The following is a 20133-nucleotide window of genomic DNA, read 5'->3' as shown; positions in this document are numbered from 1 at the left end:
GATGCCTGCTTCGACCCGGCGAGCACTTCGCGGGCGTGCGCCAGACCGGCCTGATGAAGTTTAACAAAAACTCCTTATACGCAACGGTGCGAAGTTGAAATCCCGACAGCTCCACGCGAACCGGTAAAAAGGCAGCCAAAACTACGCGAAAAATGATCAACACGCCATTTTCTGATGAACACTTCGCCGTGATGGGCGTTGCGAATGAAAGGAGATCCCATCATGCGCGCGTTATTGCAGTCCGCCATACTTGCGCCCGTACGCGCACTTTCCGCGCGCGCTGGTGCATCATCCCCTCCGATTGAGGTGACCTATGGCGCCAATCCGACGCTCTCGGAACCGGAGCGTCCATGGATACCCATCCCACACGTCAACGAGATGAAGGCCGTGGGCTGGACCGAAGACGGCGCCCCGGTCGCGGCCGACGGCCTTTCGGTTACGCGATTTGCCGATGGCTTAATTCATCCGCGTTGGGTGCACGCGTTACCGAACGGCGATGTGCTGGTAGCCGAGGCGTCGAGCTTGCCGCTCTCCAACAAGGGGATAGTCGGCGCGGTGATGGAGCCGGTGATGCGCAACGCCGGCGCGGTGCAGGAGACCAGCCCTAATCGCATCGTGCTGTTGCGCGACGCCGATGGAGATGGCGTCGCCGAGCTGCGCGAGATCTTCCTTGAAGGCCTACACCAACCGTTCGGGATGGCTCTGCTCGATGGCTATCTTTACATCGCGAACACTAATGCGCTTGTGCGCGTGCCGTACAGCGACGGAGACCTCACCGCCGCCGGTCCGCCCGAAACCGTCGCATCCCTGCCCTTCCGCGCTGACGACAACGGTCATTGGACACGCAACGTGATCGCGGCGCCCGATGGCTCGCGCCTGTTTGTAACCGTCGGCTCGATCAGCAACATCGCCGAGCAAGGCATGGACGTTGAACAAGGGCGCGCCATGATCCACGCCATCGATCCTGCGACCGGCAGGGTCACCGCGTTTGCTACCGGACTGCGTAATCCCAACGGGATGGGATTTGCGCCTGGCACAAGTACGCTCTGGACCGTCGTTAACGAGCGTGACGGCCTAGGTGACAATCTTCCACCGGATTATCTCACCTCGGTGCAGGAAGGGGGATTCTACGGCTGGCCGTGGGCCTATTGGGGCCGGGCCGATCATCGGTTCAAGTCCGAGGAGATTCCTGCTGGCGCGATCGAACGCACGATTAAGCCCGATTACGCACTTGGCGGCCACACCGCCGCGCTTGGTCTGGTTTTTAACGAGAAGCCGGCGCTCGGCTCGCAATGGCAGGGCGGGGCCTTTGTCGGCATGCACGGCTCATGGAACCGTCGCGAACCCAGCGGCTATTGCGTGATCTACGTGCCATTTACGAACGGAAAGCCAAGCGGGATGCCGGTGGACGTGCTCACCGGGTTTCTCGATGCGAACAACAACGCGATGGGACGCCCGGTGGGCGTGGAAATCGCTGGCGATGGCGCGCTTTTGGTCGCCGATGATGTCGGCAAAGTCATTTGGCGCGTCGCACCCGCCGTTGCGCGATAGCGATGCGGATCGTCAGCATGGCGACCTTATATGAGGTCGCTGCGATGCGCGCGGCGAGCTGTTGTTGGCCCTTCGCCGCGAAGCACTCGATGTCTGCTTAAGGAAGTCGCGCAACTACTGAGCGAGAAGCATTTCGCCAGCCTGCTGAGAACGCCAGCGGAACCGAATGTGTACAACGCGGTGAAGCGAATTGTACAACTGGCGCCGCGCAAGTGGCTAAGTCATTGAAATAATGGTGGGTGATGAAGGATTCGAACCTTCGACCCGCTGATTAAGAGTCAGCTGCTCTACCAACTGAGCTAATCACCCAATTACCGACGGCGGGGCAAGATCCCCGGAAAGACGGCAAAGGGGCCCTGAACGAGTTGCTCTAGGGCCCCAAGTGCGCTCCGTCTAACACCAGCCGCGCTCACTGTCCAGTCGCTTTCACAGTCCAGTCGCTTGTCACGCAGCCGTAACGTTCAGGGCCGGCGAGCTTGGCGGCCGCCCCGTCCGTTAAACGGCGTCCGTCAAACGGCCTGCTCGGCCTTGGCCGTCTTCTGCCGCTTGAGCATGAGCTTGGCCAGCGCCGCCACATAGGCCTGCGCGGACGCCACGAGTGTGTCCGTGTCGGCGCCACGCCCCGTCACCACGCGCCCATCCTCGGAGAGGCGGACGGAGACCTCGGCCTGCGCGTCGGTGCCTTCGGTGACCGCGTGCACCTGATAGAGTTCGAGCCGGGCCGTGTGCGGCACCAGCTTGTGGATCGCGGCGAATGTCGCGTCCACCGGCCCGTTGCCGTTCGCGTGCACGGTCTGCTGGTTGCCGTCGATGTCGAGCGTCAGCGTCGCCGATTGCGGCCCGCTCGTTCCCGCGACCACCTGCAGCGCGACGACCTTCATCCGGTCGTGCGCGTGCGCGATCGACTGATCGACGAGCGCCTCGATGTCCTCGTCGTAGACGTGCTTCTTGCGGTCGGCGAGCGCCTTGAAGCGGTTGAACGCATCCTCGAAGGCATTCTCTCCGAACTCGTAGCCGAGTTCCTTGAGCTTGGTGCGGAACGCGTTGCGCCCCGAGTGTTTGCCCATCACGAGCGACGTCTTCGCGACGCCGACGGATTCCGGCGTCATGATCTCGTACGTCTGCTGATGCTTCAGCATGCCGTCCTGGTGGATGCCGCTTTCGTGTGCGAACGCGTTCCGGCCCACGATGGCCTTGTTGTACTGCACGGGGAAGTTGGTCACGGCGGAGACGAGCTTGGAGGCGCGCGCCAGCATCGTCGTCTCGATGCCCGTGCGATAGGGCAGCGCATCCGAGCGCGTGCGGATCGCCATCACGATTTCTTCGAGCGCGGCGTTTCCGGCCCTCTCTCCGATGCCGTTGATGGTGCATTCGATCTGCCGCGCGCCCGCGTCCAGCGCGGCGAGCGAGTTGGCGACCGCGAGGCCCAGATCGTTGTGGCAATGGGTGGAGAAGATCGCCTTGTCGGAATCCGGCACGCGTTCGCGCACGGCGCGGAACATCGCCGCGTACTCCTCAGGCGTCGCATAGCCGACGGTGTCGGGGAGGTTGATCGTGGTGGCGCCCGCCTTGATCGCCGCGTCCACGCACTGGCAGAGATAGTCGATGCCGGTGCGGGTGGCGTCCATCGCGCTCCACTCGACGTCCTCGACGAGGTTGCGCGCGCGCGTCACGGTCGCGGTGATGATCTCAAGCACCTCCGCTTCGCTCTTGCGCATCTGGTGCGCGAGGTGAATGGGCGAGGTCGAGACGAAGGTGTGGATGCGCCCGCGCTGGGCGTGACGCACGGCTTCGCCTGCCCTGTCGATATCCGCGTTGATCGCGCGCGCAAGGCCCGCGACCGTCGCCCGTTTCACACGCTTGGCAATGGCGGTAACGGCCTCGAAGTCGCCCTCGGACGCAATCGGAAAGCCCGCCTCGATGATGTCGACGCCCATGGCATCGAGCAAGTCGGCGACGTCGAGCTTCTCGTCGAACGTCATGGTCGCGCCGGGGCACTGCTCGCCGTCGCGCAACGTGGTGTCGAAAATAACGACGCGGTCGCCTGCCACGTCTTTGGTTTCGGTGGTCATGAAACTCGTATCCTTCCTCGGGGGCCGGCCCGCCTGACGGAAACCGGCAAAAAATCCTGTCGACTTACCGTTCGGAACCCCTGAGGACCTGCCCGGCAGCCAAGGCCGGGCCCCCGGTTCTCAGGGGCTGGTAAGGAGGAGGGGCAGGAGGCCGGAAAGCGCCGGTCTGGGCGCGGAGCGGACAGCACCACGCGCGCCGCGGGGCAGGGCCCCGCCGCGGGTCGAAACGCCGAAACTGATCAGCCTGGAGCTCATGGGAGAGCGGCCTCGGTCTCGATCCAAAAACGAAATCGCGTTGACACTTACGCGAATCTGCCCCCCGCGCGCAAGGGGGCGGACTGGTACGGGTCCGGCACGCTCGTCGCCATCAGATCTGCCCCCCGCGCGCAAGGGGGCGGACCGCCGCTCCCGCAGGCGAGGCGAGCCGTAGGCGCGGGCCGGGGGGGGGGAGAAAGCCCGGACGTCAGCCCGTAGGGCTCGGGAGCGAGGCGACCCGCGGGTCATGGCGGAGCCATGCTCCGCATGGACTGCCGCGCCCCCGCGGAGCGCCAGCGTGCCTGCAAGGCACGCGAACGGGCGCGTGAGCGATGGAATGACGAACCTAGACCTCCAGCGTGCCCGTCGCGACCCGCACGCTGGCACCGCCCGTCCGCACGCTCGTGAGCTTGCCGCCCGAGACGACCAGCGTCAGCGCGATCTGGCTCGGCCGGCCCATTTCGTAGCCCTGCTCGACGATGCGCTTGTAGGTGCCGTCCGGCAGGCCGTCGAAGTGCTGCACGACGCCTGCAAGACAGACCGCGGCCGAGCCCGTGGCGGGGTCCTCCGGGACGCCGACCTGGGGCGCGAACATGCGCACGTGGAAGGCGTGGCCAGTGTGCTCGCACTGGCGCGTGTATAGGTAAACGCCGATGACGCCCTGCTGGTCGAACGCACGCTCCCAGTGGGCGCCGTTGATGCGTGCGCGCCGGATCGCATCGAGCGACGAGACGGGCACGAACGCGAATGTGTTGCCCGCCGCAAAGCAGATCGGCTTGTGGTTTTCGAAGCCGACTTCGCTCGGCATCAGCCCGAGCCCGGCCGCCAGGATGTCGATGGGCGGCAGCACGCCCGCTTCGGCCGGAAGCTTTGGCGCATCGAATTCGGCGAAGGCGGGAGCGCCTTCCCGGAGGCGCACGCCGACGCGCACCGTGCCGATGTTCTGCTCCAGGATGACGAGCGCGTCCGCCTCGCCGTTCGAAGCGGGCGGAGCCTGAAGCCCCGCGAGCAGCGTGGCCGTGCCGATGGTCGGATGCCCGGCGAAGGGCACCTCGCTCCGCGGCGTGAAAATGCGCACCTTGGCGGAATGGGCAGGCCGCTCGGATGGCAGCACGAAGACCGTTTCGGAGAGATTGAACTCGCCGGCAATCGCTTGCATCTGGCCGTCCGTCAGTCCGTCGGCGCCGAGCACGACGGCAAGGGGGTTTCCGCCGAAGCGGCGGTCGGTGAAAACGTCGAGGATATGATAGGTAAGGGCCATAGATGTGTCCGAGCCATCCGTGCGGGAACTGAAGCGCGCGCACTCTGCCCCATTCGGCACCCGCAGCAAAGCGTCGCGCCGTCTCAGGCCGAGGTTTTCAAGACGTCCGATGCGGAAAGCAGAACCCGTGCATAGTCGGGCAAGGAGAGCGTCCGAAGCGCTTCGCCGGGAGAGAGGGAAAGTGTACGGAGAAGCTCGCCCTCGGCTTCACCGGCGATGTGCAGGCTCGCTTTGCGCACCAGATCGTCGCCGGAAAGGTCGGAATGCCAGGGAACGGCAAGCGAGACTTGATGCCGTACAAGCAGGATCGCAAAGCCGGCCCCCTGGCGGAGCAGCGGGGCGCCGAGACCCGTTTCCTCCGCAATCTCTCTCGTAACGGCCCGCGAGAGATCGATCGTCCCATCCGCGTCGACATCCCGCTCGTCGATGAACCCGCCGGGCGGCGTCGCAAAGCCCTCGTTCAGGTTGCCCGGCCTCTGCTGGCACAAAAGAACATGCCCCTCGCGCGAACGGATCAGCGCCGTACAGAAGGTGTCGTAAATCCCAGCCTCCGGGCACCCGGTTTCGCGCCAATAGAGGAAGCTCATGAAGTCCGTCCGCAACAACCGCCCAGAGACAACCCCGTCGTCGGACAGTGCGTAATCCGACAGCAGAAGAACGGTGCCGTTGAAATAGTGCGGATTTTCGGCCGAACGGCGCGCCCAGTGAGCCGCGATCTCCCCTTGGTACTGGCGCGCGAAGGCCCATTCGGCATCGGTGACGCGAAGATCGACCCGTGTCGCTTCGATGAGCCGCGCCTCGATCTGTTGTCCCATGCTGGAAAAACCGCCAATGCTGATCGAAGGTGGATGGAGCCGACCGTGCCCCGCAAACGCGCCGGTGCCCCTCCTGGGGCGCGGTCATGGCTGGCCTCTCACCCCTGTAAGTCATTAGAATGACATAAGGCGGCCCACACCTTCCCTCGAAAAACCAGCGAGACCTGCGTGAGTGTGATGTTTCGAGGCCAGGCAATTTTGCGGATGGCGTCCCCGGACGTGTCGCGCTTGGCCGCGGCGCGCGTCCGGGCCAAAGCTCTGGCAGCTATGCTGGCCGGGCTTTTCATCGCAACGACGCTGACCGCCTGCGCGACGCTGGACCGTTTGCCGGCCGTGCCCCTGGCCCTGGCCTCCGAAATCCAGCCGCTCGACATCCCCTATGCGCGTTTCTATGCGGACGGCGATCCGGCCGTGCTCGAAGCGCTCGCCCGCGAGACGGTGGCAAAGCGCCGTGCGCACACAAAGGCGACCGGCGCCGCGCGGAGCCGGGCCGATACCACGACGTTCCTCGCGATATCGGGCGGGGGCGACGACGGTGCGTTCGGCGCGGGGCTTCTGGTCGGGTGGACCGCGCGCGGCGACCGGCCGGATTTCGCGGTCGTGACAGGGATCAGTACGGGTGCGCTCTCCGCACCGTTTGCCTTCCTCGGGCCCGAGTACGATCACGCGTTGCGCAGCGTCTACACGGAGACGAAGGTTGACGACATCTTCGTCAAGGTCTCGCTCATTTCCGTTTTCGAGGGCGATGGTGCAACCGATACCACGCCGCTGAGAAACCTCATCGCGCGCTTCGTCGACCACAAGATGGTCCGGCGCATCGCCGAGGAATACGACAAGGGCCGCCTCCTGCTCATCGGCACGACGAACCTCGACCAGGCCCGCTCGGTGATCTGGAACATCGGCGCCATCGCGAAAAGCTCGGATCCGAGAGCGCGCGACCTGATCATCGAAGTGCTGCGCGCGTCCGCCTCGATCCCGGGCGTCTTCCCGCCCGTCATGCTCGACGTGGCGGTTGGCGGAAAGCATTATCAGGAGATGCACGTCGATGGCGGAGCGACGACGCAGATGTTTCTCTATCCGCCGCAACTCCACTTGAAGCGGGTCGAGCGCGCAGATCCGAACCATAAGGATGTCGCCTACATCATCCGCAACGGACGGCTGTTCCGCGATGAGGAAACGGTGAAGCGGCGCACGCTGGCCGTCGCAAGCCAGGCGATCTCGACGATGATCGCCTCCAATGCAGTGAACGATCTCTATCGCATCTATTTGACGACCCACCGCGATGGCGTGGCCTTCAATCTCGCCTACCTCGACGATGGCTTTACCGTTCCCTACAAGGGCCCGTTCGACAAAGAGTACATGAACAAGCTGTTCGCCTATGGCTATCGGAAAGGCGCCGGCGACGTGCGCTGGCACAAGACGCCGCCCGGCTACGCGGATTGAGCAAGGGCGGGATTGGCGGCCATCATTGGAAAGAGACGGATGACCGGCAAAGACGCAGAAACCAGGCTCTACTTCGAGGATCTCGAAGTCGGCCGCCGCTTTACAACCGGCTCCGTGACCATGGAGCTTGACGCCATCAAGGCCTTCGCGGCGAGCTTCGACCCGCAACCGTTCCACCTCGACGAAGAAGCGGCGAGCGCGAGTTTTTTCGGCGGCCTCGTGGCGAGCGGTTGGCATACCGCGTCTGTCACAATGCGCCTCCTGGTGACGAGTGGGCTTCCCATCGCGGGCGGCGTCATCGGCGCCGGGGGCGATATCGTCTGGCCGCGTGCCGTACGCCCCGGCGATACGCTCTCCGTTGTCTCGGAAGTTGTCGCGGCCAAGCCCTCCGCATCGCGCCCCGAACGCGGCATGGTGACGGTGCGAAGCGAAACGCTGAATCAAGACGGGGAGGTGGTGCAGATCATGACGGCCCGCCTCGTCGTGCCGACGCGGGGAAGTGCGCGCTAACGGTATGATACACCATAACAATGTTACACCGTAGCATCAGGGTGACTTATTGGAGGTCGGGTAAAAAACGATTGGCGAACCCCGCGCCGAACTCATAAGTTTCTTGTCATAAGACAGGCGGGTGACGAACCCCGCCGCCCAACCCAAGGAGATTGACCTCATGAAGACCTGGATGAAGCCCTCGGTTCGCGAGCAGGAAGTCGGCCTCGAAGTGACCTCGTATCTGCCGGCTGACATCGACATCATCTAACGAGCACGGCCGCATCTGGTCTTATCGATACGGCGCGGAACTCCTCGGTCAGATATCCAGTCGATCACGTCTGTTCGATCGTGCGGCGGTTGCGAAAGCGACCGCCGCTTTGCTTTGCCGGGGAGCAATGTCATTTTGAGTAAAAATTCGTGAGCGGCAGGCTGCCACGTTTGCCGTAATCTTGCCGTCTTCCGGGAATGGACTTCAAAAGCCGAAGATCGGCGAACATGAGAGAAGGGGGATAGACCCGCCGGGGGGCGGCCGAACGCAATGACGTTTCGGCCGAAGTTCTGAGAAACTGAAGCGTGTATGGAGCATCGCCTCATGTCTTACTCAGCCACACCTCCGACGTCGTCTCCTCAGCCGTCCAGCAACGTCACCTATCTTCCGCTGAAACCTCGCGTGGTCGAGACCGTTGAGCGCGGCGCGGCCCGTCCCGTCCCGTTTGATCCCGGGTGGACCGAAGAGCTTGAGCGCAGACGCCGGGCTGTCGCGCGTTGGCGTGGCAGCGATGTTGCGCTCAAGGAGACCATGATGCGCACGTCGCGTTGGATCTGAGGCAAAGCGCAACGACCGCGCGTAAAACGACGAAGGGCGGACCGTCCTCGGCCCGCCCCGTGAAACGCAGCGTCACGCCATGCGCTCAGTGGTGATGATGGTGGTCGTGCTCGTCCTTGGCCGCGCCGCCGCCCTTTTGGTCCCCGCCGATCGGACGGATCGGGAACGTCACCTCGACGGACGCGCCGCTCTTGAACGTCAGCGTGACCGGCAGGCTGGCGCCGGAAACCAGCGGCTCTTTGAGATCCATGAACATGAGATGCTTGCCGCCGGGCGCGAGCGTGGCCGTCCCGCCGGCTGGGATCTCGATCCCCTCCGGCAGCGCACGCATCCGCATCACGCCGTCCGTCATGGTCATGTCGTGGATCTCGCCCTTGCCGGCGACAGGGGCAGCGATGCCGATCAGCGTATCCGCCTCACTGCCCGTGTTGAGAATCGTAAGATAGCCCGCGCCCACTTTCGCCCCCTGAGGCGTGGCGCGTGCCCACGCGCCTTGGATCGCAAGCGTTCCAATCTTAGCTGCGCCGCCTGTGTCCTTCGGCACCGCATGCTCGTGAGACGCTGCGATGCGCAGCACCGCCGCCGGAGACGCCAGCTTTTGGCCCTCGGTTCCATCCGGGATCTCGATCCACTGGCGCTCGCCGTCCGCGCAGGTCTGCGTCACCTTGAAATAGAGCGAAGAGCCTCCTGCGAGATCTTTGCCGAGGAAGCCCGCAGCCACGAATTCGTCGTAGTGCTCGTCGGGCAGGTTGCCGTCCGCCCACGTGATGTCCTTCACGCCTTCGGTCAGCGTACGCCCGTGCAGCGGATAACTCGTGGCGTAAGGCCCCTTCACGGTGGCGAGCGACCAGCCCGGTTTCGGCATCGGCTTCACGTTGATGAAGCCTTCGGGGATTTCCACGCGAACCGCCTGCGTCGGCGACGTGCCGCAGCCGTGCGGAACCTTCAACACGGCCTTGTAGGCCGCGCCCGGAGCGGCCTCCCGCTGTTCGAGTGTGACGTGAGCGCCGGCGGGGCCGCTGGCCAGCAGGGCGAGTGGAAGCAACGCGAACGCCGCCAGAGCTTGAGAGGAGTATGAGCGTTTCATGATCGGAGCCTGTTCCTGAAGATAGGGATGAGGGGTTGAATGCGGCGTCACGTCAGGGCCGCCTTGGATGATAAGCGTCACCACTTCACCTGCACGCCGCCGTAAATGGCGCGTCCCGTGCCGGGCTCGAAGTAGGCGCCGTCGAGGCCGAGGACGTTGCCGGAAACGCTGGCGGACGCGATGTAGGCCGTGTCGGAGAGATTACGCCCTTCGATGTAGGCCGTGAACGTCTCGCCCTCGTAGCCGAGCTTCGCACCCCAGATGGCATAGCCTTCGGTCTTGAGCGTGTTGGCGTTGTCGACGAAGTAGGCGGAGGGCGCCCATTCTACGTTCGGCCCGAAGAAGACGCCGGACGGGTGACGGTACATCAGCTCGGCCCTGAGAAAATGCCGCGGCAGGCCCGGAAGTTCGTTGTCGCCCCACACGGCATCGTTGTCGAAGTGGAAGTCGTTGAGCGTATAGGCCGCGTTCAGCCACAGCCTGTCGGGCGTCGGACCGTCGACGATGAGCGAGTGCAGCACCGCCGCCCCGAAGCCGAGCTCCAGGCCTTGATGCACGGTCTTGTCCGCGTTCGTCACCGTGCACATGTTCGGGAACGGCACCAGGATCGTGAGACACTGCAACTCGTTGTCGATCTCGGCGCGGTAGAGCGCGATATCCCAGTGGTAGGTCTCGCGCCGGCCGCGCGTGCCGATCTCGTAGGTGGTGGCTTCCTGGAGTTTGGCCGTAAATGCCGAGCCGCTGACCGCATTTTCCCCGAAGCTCGGAACTTCCGCGCTGCGCGAGATGTTGGCGAACATCTGCCAGCCGGGATCGACGTCCCATACGATGCCGGCCTTCGGGCTCCAGACGTCGAACGTGTTGCGTCCGCTCTGTTCGTTGCCGAAGAAAACGTCACGGTCGCGGTCGGCGTGCAGGAATTGCAGTCCCGCCACCAGCGCGACGTCGGGCAGCACGAAAAAGCTGTTCTCGGCATAGACCGAAAGGTTTTCCGAGCGGTTCTCCGTATGGCTGATGAGCGCGAGCTTGGCCGCGTTGGGCCCGTTGCCGAAGTGTCGGACGTCCACCGTTCCGTTGTGAAGGTTCACGCCCGCGATGAAGCGGTTGCGGAACCCTGCGATAACGCTGTCGTCCGAGAGACGCGCGAAGCCGCCGTAATCGTCATAGCGGTAGTCGAGCCACTGATAGATCGGATGGTCGAGATGGCGGTCCACGTTGAACGCGCCGAATTCGAGCAGCGTGCCTTGCGAAAGGCGGACCGTCGTCTTGTTGGCGATGCGCAGCGTCTCGATATTGCGCTGCCAATCGTTGAGAACGTTGACGGCGGCGGCTTGTTTCGGATCGGTCAGCGCGGTCTGGCGCGTCACGGCGCCAGGGATGCGCTGCTCGACGTCGTTGGCGTTCACGTAGAAACGCGTCTCCACGTTTTCGCTGAGCCGGTAGCCGAGGTTCATCGAGCCGCGCAGGCTTTCGCCCCAGCTATGATCGCGGTAGCCGTCCCATTCCTGCCAGGTGCCGGCAATAAAGTAGTCGACCGGCCCCGACACGCCGCCTGAGCTTGACGAGAACTTGCGGAACCCGAAGCTGCCGATGTCGGTCCGCGCGGTGAAGCGATGAGCGTCGTAGCCGGTGGGCATCACGAAGTTGATCGCCCCGCCGAGCGAGTTGGCACCGAAGCGGAGCGCATTCGCGCCCTTGAACACCTCGATGTAGCGGTAGACCGTCGGGTCGACCTCCTGGAAGTCTCCGAACCCGTCCGCGGTGCTGATCGGGATGCCGTCCATGAAGAGCTGCGTGCCGCGCAGATGGAAATTGCGCGAGATGCCCGAACCGCGGATCGAAAGGCGAGCGTCTTCGCCCCACTTCGGCTGCACGAACACGCCCGGCACGTAATCCAGCGCATCCTTGATGGTCACGGCGGGGGTGGACGCCGCATAGGCATCCGCCGGAACGATCTCGACGGCCCCCGGCGTGCGCTGGATCTCCGCGACCGCTTCTGCCGTCGTCGGCACCGTGAGGCTGCCGGAGCGCGTCCCAGGCGAAACCGGCGCACCGGCGGGCGTGTCGGCGGAAGGCGATTGAGGCACGGGAACGCCGCTGGGGGCAGCGGCCGCTTGCTTGGGTCGCGGCGCCTTCGGCTGTGCCGCCGTCGTCGTGACGGTGATTTCGGGAAGTTCGGTTTCCTGGGCCGAGGCGGGCCAGGCGTGAATGGCGAGGACGACAGTCCCAATTGCCGCAAGCGAATATGTGCCGCGAGCGGGGGAAATGTGCCGGCGGGAAACCGGACGGAATGGCGATGTCATGTGCGTAGGCTCTGTTGATCTGGAAACGGGCCGGCGCCTTCGCTCCCCAATGTGCGGGGATTCGGCAAAGGCTGCGATGCGCGGGCTCGCGTGAGCCCGGTCAGATCAACAGGTTCGGTGGCCCGCGCGCGGATGTGGCGCCGGGTTTCGGCGTCTCGGCATAAAGCGCGGCCGCGAGCTTGTACGTGAGGCTCGCGTAGGCGACCGTGCCTGCGAGATCGGGTTCCCCGGTGGCCACGTCGCCGACGCTGGAGAAGGCGAAGGGGCAGAGATCGGGCTCGCCCTGCTGCTCCGCAGGCGTCGTGCCGTCTGCCGCTACATGCATCGTCTTCTGGCCCGTGCTGGTACAGATGACGATCTCGAAGGAGCCGTCACCCGCATTCGCGGCCGCAATCATGAACCCATCGGGCACGAGGCTGCGAAACGCCAGCGCGATGAGCATGAAAACGACGATGGGTGTGCGTTTGCTCACGAGACCCCTTCATTCCCTGTCCGCAGGGTAGACGGACGGTAGGCGCGGGCGGCGAACTTTGCAAGTGACGGCGGTGCGACAGGAGATCTCCCTGGGCTGCCGGGGTCGAATCTCTGGCCGGTGAGGGACAGGCATGGTTATGATGCGGAAAGGATCGCCCGGGAAAAACGAGAAGAAACGATGAAAAAACGAAACCTGAGGGGCGGGACGTGGCCCGGGATCGCACTGGCGCTCGCAGCTTTGACAGCTATGGCAACGCTCTCCGGTTTGCGGGCTCAGTTTGCAGATGCGCAGGCCTACGTCGATACAGCCCTCGTCGTGTCCGTCGATGTCTCGAACTCCGTCGATGCGCACCGCTATAAGCTGCAGATGGAGGGGATAGCGACCGCGCTCGAAGACCCGGAGGTCTTGAAAGCTATTCTGAACGGCCCGAACGCATCGATTCTGTTCTCGATGGTGACGTGGGCCGACAGGCCGCGCCAGGTCATCGCCTGGGAGCGCATCTCCTCGCCCGCCGAGGCGGCCGCCGTCGCGAACATGGTGCGAAAGCTTCCCCGCCAGACCGGAGAGTTCACCTGCGTCTCCGCCATGCTGCGCGCGATCTCGGATAAGGTCGTCTCGCAGATCCCCGCCAAGCCCTTCCGCACCATCGTCGACGTCTCGGGCGATGGGCGCGAGAACTGCAATCCTGACGAGGATCCAGCCGCCGTTCGCGATGAGCTTGCCGCCTTGGGCGTGACCGTGAACGGCTTGCCCATCCTCGAAGCCGACGAGGGCGATACGCTGGAGCAGTGGTATCGCGAGAACGTGATGGGCGGGCCCGGCTCGTTCGTGCTGCCCGCCGACGGCTTCGACGATTTCGGCCGCGCGATCCGCCAGAAGTTCATCATGGAGATCAGCAGCGGCGTGCCGGCCTACAAGCAGGCAAGCCGGCGAAACTAACGCGGGCCGACGAAGCCCCGTTTCGCAACACGTCGTCTCGCAACAAAAAACAGCGCCTCGGTAGGAGGCGCTGTTTGCCGGTCGACGCGGAGCGGCGCACACAAGATGCGCCGCGTTCTGGCCGCGGATTATGCGGTCAGCAAGATCTCGCCCTTGCCGATGGTGGCGCGGTCTCCCGCGAGCTTCCGCACCAGCGGCGGCAGCGGCTTCGGCGCGAGCGGCCCCAAGGTCTTTGCAATGTAGCGCGACAGGATGTTGAGGATGACGAGGTCGTGGCGTCCGCAATCGGCGAACGTCGGCAGAAGCTCGTCCACCTTGGGCGCGATCAGCGTGCCGCGGCGCAGCAGCGGACCGGGGCGCGGCCCGAAGCCCGCCTCCGTCCAGAGCGTGCCGCCGACCATGCGCGAACCGGCAGCGGCGCCGAACTTGCCCCGCGTCACGACGATGCCGCGCCGCATCCGTTCGCCCGCACGCTCCCCGATGTCGCCTTCGACGACGACCGTGCCCCCGAGCAGGCCGAACTTGTCGCCGGGACGCGCGCCGCCGAGATAGTCGCCCGCCGAGCCCTTCACATGCACGAGGCCGCCCGTCGCCGACGAAGCGAGATAGGCCCCCGCATTACCGCGGATCTCAAGCGTGCCGCCCTTCATGCCACGCGCCGCGTGGTTGCCGACGGAACCCTCGACCGTGATCGTGCCCTGGTCGAGACCCGCGCCGACGTAATCGAGCAGCGTCGAGTCTGCCGAGATCGCGAGCGCGGCGCCCGGCGTGCCCGAAACGGTGAACACGTCGCCGACGTTGAGCGCATGGGCGCCCGTGACGAGCGGCAGCTTCTCGATCTCAGCCGTAGAAAGCTCGGCCAGACGGCCCGGAATCAGGCTGGAGAGGTCGAGCGCATGCGTCGGCGCCGTGCGCAGGGTGAAGCTCAGCGTGCTCATGGCAGCAGGTCCTTCAGGTGATAGTGATGCTGGCCGAGATTGCCGCCGTAGTTGCCGGCAGAGACCCGCGTGACGCCCTTCGCGGCGCCCGTCTCGATGATGGTTTTGAGACCGGCCCGCATCGCGTCCGCGACGGACGCCGAGGTGACGCCGTCGATCACGATTTCGAGCACGGCAATCGTGTCGGCATCGAGTTCCGACGTCACCGCGCCCTTGAGCGTGGGGCAGAACGCGTCGTTGGTGGACGCGATGGCGCCCTTGTATTTGGAGCCGACTTTGGAGCCCGAGCGCACGATGCCGCCGGGGAACGGCGTGATGACGTCGTCCACTTTTGCAATCGCTGCGACGGCCGCTTCCGTCACTTCGAGAAGGCCTGCGCGGTCACGGCCGAGCACCAGCAGGTTGCCGCCGCCGACCGCCTCGGTGGTGACGCCGCATTTGTCCTCGATGATGAACTCACCGTCCATCACGGGCACGCGCCAGAAGCGCTGCTTGCCGAGTTTCTTGGCCGTCTGCCAGCCGTCTCCGAAGAAGCGTGGACCGGCGGCGAGTGGCATCGTCGTGGGGCTGTCGAGGCCGTTGAAGCAGGCGGAGCCCGGGCTCGTCAGCACGCACTGCCCGACGCGATTGAGAAGCTGCGGCTTGAGGGCGTCCGGCGAGAAGCCGAACATCAGCACACGCACGCCCGGCCGTCCGTCCGGCGTTTCGTCGGGCGAAAGTTGCCGGTCGATGCCGCATTCCGCGCCCGCGCCGATCACCGAGGTGCCGAAGCCGGTCATCACGGTCGCGCAAATGTTCGCCCACTTGGCCGAGTCTGCGGTGATGATGAGGCCGAGCGCGCTCATGCCGAACGCTTCGGCGAAGGTGTCGTCAATCGTGACGCCGTTTCTTGAGATGGCGCTCATGGGTTAGGTCCTCGGTCCCGTCGGCTGAACGATGACGCAGCCGCACTCTCCGCCGGTGTGGCCGCAATTGCTGTCGACGATCTCCTGGTCGGAGACGCGGAAGTTGTCGAGCCGGACGGTGTGGTAGCGTTCGAAATAATCCCTGAGCGTCTTCTCGATGCCGGGGTCGTAGTCGGGGCGGGCGACGTGCGTGGCGCCCGCGACCACCTTCACGACTTGCCCGTTCTTCACGATCAGCTCGCCGCTCTTGAACACCAGGAGCGGCGTCTTGAACATCGCTTCGCGGTCCGGCAGATCCTCGTAGATCGTGATGTCGGCGGAAGCACCGGCACCCAGATGGCCGCGGTCGCGCAGGCCGAGGCTCTTCGCCGGGCCCGCGCGCGTCATGACCGCGATCTCGTAGAGCGAATACTCGCGGTCGAGCGACTTCAGGATCGTCGCCGCCTGCGCGCCGGGGTGTAGCTTTTCCAGCATCTCGTTGCGGAACGTGCGGTCCATCAAGAGCCGGATGAGATGCGGGTAGTAGTAGAACGGCGCGCCGTTCGGATGATCGGTCGTGAGGAAGATCCGCCACGGATCGTTGACGAGCAGGAACAGTTCGAGCCCGATCGCCCACTGCAGCGCGTTCACGTAGCTCTTGTCGCGGTACTTCATCGGCACCACGCCGCAGCCGTTGTCGCACTCGATGTCCATCACCACCCACTTCTTGGGATCGGCGGACTTCGTGTTGCCGTACTGGCGCATGGAGTCGCCGGACGCCGTGCACGTCTGCCCGAACATGATCTGCCCGATATCGATCGAGACGTTCGTGTGCTGGTTCAGAAGCTCGGCGATCTGCGGCGCGCCGGACGAGAACTTCATGTCCCCTTCCGTGCCGTAGCTGTGGAACTGAATGTGCGTGAGATGGAGCGGCAGCCCTTCGGCCGCACGGATCGTGGCGAGCGTCGAATGCATGGAGCCCGGAACGCCGAGGTTGCACCCGTGGATGTGGATCGGATGCGGAACGCCGAGTTCCTTCATGCCGCGTGCGAGCGTCAGGATGATGTCGCGGGGCGTCACGCCGTAGTGGACGTTCTTCTCGTCGAGATCGAGCGCGCGTTGATTGAACTTGAACGCGTTGATGCCGCCGGGGTTCACGATCTTGACCGCGAGCGCCTGCGAGGCGTGCATGGTCCAGCCGATGTAATCCTTGATGAACGCGAAGTCCCGCTTCTCCGCGAGCGCGCTCAGGAAGAAGTCGTCGTTGCCGAGCATCACAAACGCGCCCTTGTCGATCATGGGCGTGTCGCCCATTTCGAGGTGGGCTTGCCGTGCGTTGGCGGGCAGCATCGCGGGCTCGAACGCGGCCGTGTAGCCCATCTCCGCGTAGCGGTAGCCGGTGGTCATCGTGGAAGGCACGGCGTGGCCGCAGCCCGAGCGCAGGAGCTCCGTGCGCGCCACTTCGTTTCCGATGTGATCCTCGGGCAGCATCATGCGCCCGATGGTGACCTTGCCGCCGCCGATGTGGCTGTGCGGATCGATCGCGCCCGCCATGACGACTTGGCCCTTGAGCGAATACTCTTCGTCGATCCGCGTCCCGGGTTGCGGCTCGGCGACGATCCGGCCGTCCTGGACATAGATGTCCCGCACCTCGCCGTCGACCCCGTTCATGGGGTCGTAGACGGTGCCGCCGGTGAACTTGATCAGCATGTCTTCGTGTCCTTGGGAAGGGCGGGCTTAAAGGGCGAGTTCGATTGCGGCGAGGATGTCGGCGGCGCGAGGTAGCTCTGAGCGGCCGAGGTCCTTGAGCGGTATGGAAACCACGTTGTCGACGCGGATGATGCGCCCCGCATGGTCGATGCCTGGCGTCCCGATGGGGATGAACACCTTGGGCTGAGCCGCCAGCTTGATGCCGGGCGTGCCGAGCACGATGCTCGGGACCTTTGTGGCGGGAGGACCGAGATCCGGCGAGAAGGAGGCGATCCAGAGCAGAAGATCGCCTTCGCCGTCCTGGATCATGCGCGGGATGGCATAGCGCGTGACGTCGTAATGCGGTTTGCCGGATGCAAACGAAACACGCAGAGGGAAGCCGCTCTGCCACGACGAAACCGCAGCCGCCGAAATCGCGCCCTCGTTGCCGCCGAGCGCGAGACCGGCCGCCCGGCCCTCGACGTTGAGGTCTTTGACGAGGTCCGACACGGTGCTGACCACGAGGTCGGCGTTCGGGAAGGCAAGGCTGGGCGGGGCCCACACGAACACAGGATATTCGGCAGCCTTGCAGCGCTCCGCGAGCGCGCGGATGTCGGCGGTCGCCACGCCCGCGACGGTGTCCCCGGTCGCCGGCGTCCCGCGGATCTCGGCTGCGAGCGCGCTGACGACATCGCTCACATGGTCGAGGTCGACGTTGAGTGTGAGCACCTCGCCGATTCGCGGACCCGTGACGGCGGACTGGTCGAGATCCTTACCGATGAAGACGACGGTGCGCTTCTTCGGCTGCTCGGTGAGCAGCGACTGCTCGACGTTGACGATGCGTTCGAAAAAGCGCGGATGCAACTTTTGCACGTCCGTCGCGACGATAATGAAGAGGTCGGCGCGGTTGCGCGCCTCCGTCAGCGTGGACATGACCCAGCCGCGAGTCTGCAGCACGCGGAAGTTCCGGTACTGCCCCTCTGACAGGGCATGATCGACGACACCGCCGGACTTGTCGGCCAGCGCCATCACGGCGCGGATGCCGTCCACGTCCGTGCCGAGCCCGCCGTAAAGCGGAAGCGACGACGCACGGACGAGTTCGGTCGCGGCGCGGATGGCCGTGTCGAGGTCGACATCCCTCCCGTCCACCTGGGGCCGGGCGCCGTCCACCGCGCGCTCGAAGCCGGCCACGGCCTTCTCGCAGCCGTTCTTGGCCACCTTGATGCCGCTCTCGTCGCGCACGATTTCGAGGTCGTCGCAGACGAGACCGCAGAACGGGCAGGCGACATCCGTGATCGCGTTCGACTTGCGCGAGTCGCCCGCGCCTGTGGCTTGGGTCCAGTTCGTCATGCGTTGGGTCTCGTGAGTTGATTTGGGGCGGCACCAAAGCATGGACTTAGGTCTAAAACAACAGCGGATCATGCTGCGCCGCAGGGGCGGATGAGCGCATGGATTGCGTGTCCCTGATCTCTTCCTTATTGTCCGCCGCCTGCTTGACATATGTCTAGTCGAGAATGGAATTTCTGGAGGATTGCTGATGGTTAGATTGCTTGCTTCGGCGCTTGCGCTGGTGGCCGTACTGCCCTTCGCGGCCGAGGCGCACGGCCCCACGCGACAGAGGGTCGTCGAAAAGATCGAGATCAACGCCCCCGCCGACAAGGTGTGGGAGGTCGTCAGCAACTTCCAGGACATGAGCTGGCATCCGGCCATCGAGAAGACGGAAGGCGAGGGCGGCAATGCGGTGGATGCCACGCGGACGCTGACGCTTCAGGGTGGCGGCCAGATCCATGAAAAGCTCACGAAGTTCGACGAGGCGGGCAAGGTCTACAATTACGTGATCACGGAAGTCGATGTGAAGGTATTGCCGGTCGAGAACTACTCGTCGCGGATCACCGTCACGGGCGACGGCGAGAAGTCGGAAGTCGAATGGTGGGGCGCGTTCTATCGCGGCTTCATGAACAACGACCCGCCGCCGGAGCTCTCGGACGAAGCCGCCGTCAAGGCCATTACCGGCGTCTATACGAGCGGCCTCGCGGCCCTGAAGGAGAAGCTGGAAGGGGGCAACTGATGCCCCGTGCGAGCGGGCGGTTGTCGCGGCGCACATTCGTCTCGCTTGTTGCGGGCGCGGCGGCGGTCCTTCCTGCGGCGCACTGGCTCCCCAGCCAGGCGTTCGCCGCATCCGAAGGCGCACGCGAGGCGTTCGTCACCAATCAGGGCGGCGATTCTCTCTCGATCGTCGATCTGGCGACGCGGAAGCCGGTGGCGGAAATCGCCATCGGCGGCAAGCCGGCGGGTGTCGCAATGGCGCCCGGCGGCCGCATCGCCTACGTCACCGCGCCCGAGGGCAAGGAGGTGGTGGTCGTCGATGCCGACGCGCGCGCCATCACCTCCCGCATTGCCGTCGGCAAGGGGCCGGTCGGCATCGCCGCCCATCCCGACGGCAGCCGGATCTTCGTGGCCGACTGGTACGAGCACAAGCTTTACGCGGTCGATCCAGCGGCCGGGACCGTGATCGGGAGCGTCGACGTCGGCCTGTCGCCGTCCGGCGTGGCGATCACCCCGGACGGAAAGCTGATCGTCACCGCCGACCGCGACAGCGATGAAGTCTCGCTGATCGACGCGGAGACGCTCACGCGCAAGGCGCATTTCGCAGTCGGCGCGCGCCCCTTCGGCGTCACCATCGATTCGGAAGGCAAGCGGGCGTACACGGCGAACGTGCAAAGCGACGACGTGAGCGTGATCGATCTTGAGACGGGAAGCGTCGTCGGCACCGTCAAGGTCGGCAGCCGGCCGTATGCGGTCGCGCTCTCCGGCGGTCGCGGCTACGTGACGGATCAATACGCAGGTACGGTCTCCGTGTTCGATCTCGAAACGCTCAAGGTCGTCGGAACGGTATCCGTCGGCGAATTCCCCGAAGGCATCGAGGCCGATCCGTCCGGAGACGCGGTCTACGTTGCCTGCTGGGAATCCAACACGCTCGAACGCATCGACACCAAGACGCTCCAAGTCACCGACCGCATTCCCGTCGGCGACGGCCCGCGCGCCTTCGGACAGTTTCTCCGGTAACCCACTTCCGGAGACACGGAATGCTGCGCCGCAGCAT

18 protein-coding genes and 1 tRNA gene are annotated in these 20133 nt (G+C 64.9%); 8 read left to right on the top strand and 11 right to left on the bottom strand.

All coding sequences use genetic code 11. From position 1 onward, the window contains the following. The first annotated feature begins 222 nt into the window (after positions 1–222). Positions 223–1551 (top strand): PQQ-dependent sugar dehydrogenase, encoded by a 1329-nt coding sequence (locus W911_RS13005; protein WP_081717861.1) that lies wholly within the window; start codon positions 223–225, stop codon positions 1549–1551. 233 nt (positions 1552–1784) lie between these two features. On the opposite strand, the gene W911_RS13000 is transcribed toward W911_RS13005, so the two are convergent. The 4 genes from W911_RS13000 to W911_RS12985 form a co-directional block, all read right to left on the bottom strand. Continuing rightward, positions 1785–1860 (bottom strand) — tRNA-Lys (locus tag W911_RS13000). A 200-nt stretch (positions 1861–2060) separates the two neighbouring features. Continuing rightward, on the bottom strand, positions 2061–3623 hold the full coding sequence (locus W911_RS12995; protein ID WP_023788005.1) for a 2-isopropylmalate synthase: 1563 nt from the start codon (positions 3621–3623) through the stop codon (positions 2061–2063). 601 nt (positions 3624–4224) lie between these two features. Beyond that, complete coding sequence (locus W911_RS12990; protein WP_023788004.1) at positions 4225–5139, bottom strand: PhzF family phenazine biosynthesis protein; 915 nt, start codon at positions 5137–5139, stop codon at positions 4225–4227. 83 nt (positions 5140–5222) lie between these two features. Next, positions 5223–5954, bottom strand: coding sequence for an NUDIX hydrolase (locus W911_RS12985; RefSeq protein ID WP_023788003.1), 732 nt, complete (start codon positions 5952–5954; stop codon positions 5223–5225). Between the two features lie 219 nt (positions 5955–6173). Here W911_RS12985 and W911_RS12980 point away from each other — a divergent pair, with 219 nt between their 5' ends. The 4 genes from W911_RS12980 (at position 6174) to W911_RS12965 (ending at position 8715) form a co-directional block, all read left to right on the top strand. Then, the gene (locus W911_RS12980; protein ID WP_210163467.1) at positions 6174–7397 is read left to right on the top strand and encodes a patatin-like phospholipase family protein; all 1224 of its coding nucleotides are present in this window, start codon (positions 6174–6176) and stop codon (positions 7395–7397) included. 39 nt (positions 7398–7436) lie between these two features. Continuing rightward, entirely contained in the window at positions 7437–7907 is a 471-nt protein-coding gene (locus W911_RS12975; protein WP_041316568.1) for a MaoC family dehydratase, read from the top strand. A gap of 160 nt (positions 7908–8067) precedes the next feature. Further along, positions 8068–8157: a pyrroloquinoline quinone precursor peptide PqqA gene (gene pqqA, locus W911_RS12970; RefSeq protein WP_023788002.1), complete on the top strand. Its 90-nt coding sequence runs from the start codon at positions 8068–8070 to the stop codon at positions 8155–8157. Between the two features lie 324 nt (positions 8158–8481). Then, positions 8482–8715 (top strand): hypothetical protein, encoded by a 234-nt coding sequence (locus W911_RS12965; protein WP_144083596.1) that lies wholly within the window; start codon positions 8482–8484, stop codon positions 8713–8715. Positions 8716–8800: 85 nt separating this feature from the next. Here W911_RS12965 and W911_RS12960 read toward each other — a convergent pair whose 3' ends face one another. The 3 genes from W911_RS12960 to W911_RS12950 all read right to left on the bottom strand — a co-directional run bounded on the left by W911_RS12960 (position 8801) and on the right by W911_RS12950 (position 12577). Continuing rightward, positions 8801–9802: a DUF1775 domain-containing protein gene (locus tag W911_RS12960; protein ID WP_041318727.1), complete on the bottom strand. Its 1002-nt coding sequence runs from the start codon at positions 9800–9802 to the stop codon at positions 8801–8803. Positions 9803–9879: 77 nt separating this feature from the next. Beyond that, positions 9880–12105 (bottom strand): TonB-dependent receptor, encoded by a 2226-nt coding sequence (locus tag W911_RS12955; protein ID WP_023787999.1) that lies wholly within the window; start codon positions 12103–12105, stop codon positions 9880–9882. A 100-nt stretch (positions 12106–12205) separates the two neighbouring features. Then, the gene (locus W911_RS12950) at positions 12206–12577 is read right to left on the bottom strand and encodes a DUF2946 family protein (RefSeq protein ID WP_023787998.1); all 372 of its coding nucleotides are present in this window, start codon (positions 12575–12577) and stop codon (positions 12206–12208) included. A 180-nt stretch (positions 12578–12757) separates the two neighbouring features. Between W911_RS12950 and W911_RS12945 the strand changes: the two genes are divergently transcribed. Continuing rightward, a complete protein-coding gene (locus tag W911_RS12945; RefSeq protein ID WP_023787997.1) occupies positions 12758–13519 on the top strand; it encodes a DUF1194 domain-containing protein in 762 nt (253 codons plus the stop codon). Between the two features lie 128 nt (positions 13520–13647). On the opposite strand, the gene W911_RS12940 is transcribed toward W911_RS12945, so the two are convergent. From W911_RS12940 to W911_RS12925, 4 genes are read right to left on the bottom strand one after another with little or no spacing between them, the layout of a single operon-like run. Then, positions 13648–14457 carry a formylmethanofuran dehydrogenase subunit C gene (locus tag W911_RS12940; protein WP_023787996.1) on the bottom strand — a complete coding sequence of 270 codons (810 nt, stop codon included), beginning with the start codon at positions 14455–14457 and terminating at the stop codon, positions 13648–13650. After that, positions 14454–15362 carry a formylmethanofuran--tetrahydromethanopterin N-formyltransferase gene (fhcD, locus tag W911_RS12935; protein WP_023787995.1) on the bottom strand — a complete coding sequence of 303 codons (909 nt, stop codon included), beginning with the start codon at positions 15360–15362 and terminating at the stop codon, positions 14454–14456. The genes W911_RS12940 and fhcD overlap by 4 nt, the downstream gene beginning before the upstream one ends. Before the next feature lie 3 nt (positions 15363–15365). Beyond that, positions 15366–17051, bottom strand: coding sequence for a formylmethanofuran dehydrogenase subunit A (locus W911_RS12930; RefSeq protein ID WP_023787994.1), 1686 nt, complete (start codon positions 17049–17051; stop codon positions 15366–15368). A gap of 27 nt (positions 17052–17078) precedes the next feature. After that, a complete protein-coding gene (locus tag W911_RS12925) occupies positions 17079–18380 on the bottom strand; it encodes a formylmethanofuran dehydrogenase subunit B (RefSeq protein WP_023787993.1) in 1302 nt (433 codons plus the stop codon). Positions 18381–18567: 187 nt separating this feature from the next. On the opposite strand from W911_RS12925, the gene W911_RS12920 reads away from it, so the two are divergent. Together W911_RS12920 and W911_RS12915 are read left to right on the top strand one after the other, a co-directional pair. After that, on the top strand, positions 18568–19098 hold the full coding sequence (locus W911_RS12920; protein WP_041316566.1) for an SRPBCC family protein: 531 nt from the start codon (positions 18568–18570) through the stop codon (positions 19096–19098). Then, on the top strand, positions 19098–20096 hold the full coding sequence (locus W911_RS12915; RefSeq protein WP_023787991.1) for a beta-propeller fold lactonase family protein: 999 nt from the start codon (positions 19098–19100) through the stop codon (positions 20094–20096). The genes W911_RS12920 and W911_RS12915 overlap by 1 nt, the downstream gene beginning before the upstream one ends. The last annotated feature ends 37 nt before the right edge of the window (positions 20097–20133 follow it).

It is taken from the genome of Hyphomicrobium nitrativorans NL23 (assembly GCF_000503895.1).
Taxonomy (GTDB): Bacteria; Pseudomonadota; Alphaproteobacteria; order Rhizobiales; family Hyphomicrobiaceae; genus Hyphomicrobium_C; species Hyphomicrobium_C nitrativorans.
The sequence above is the reverse complement of the archived record's forward strand: the minus strand, read 5'-3'. Positions and strand labels throughout refer to the sequence as shown.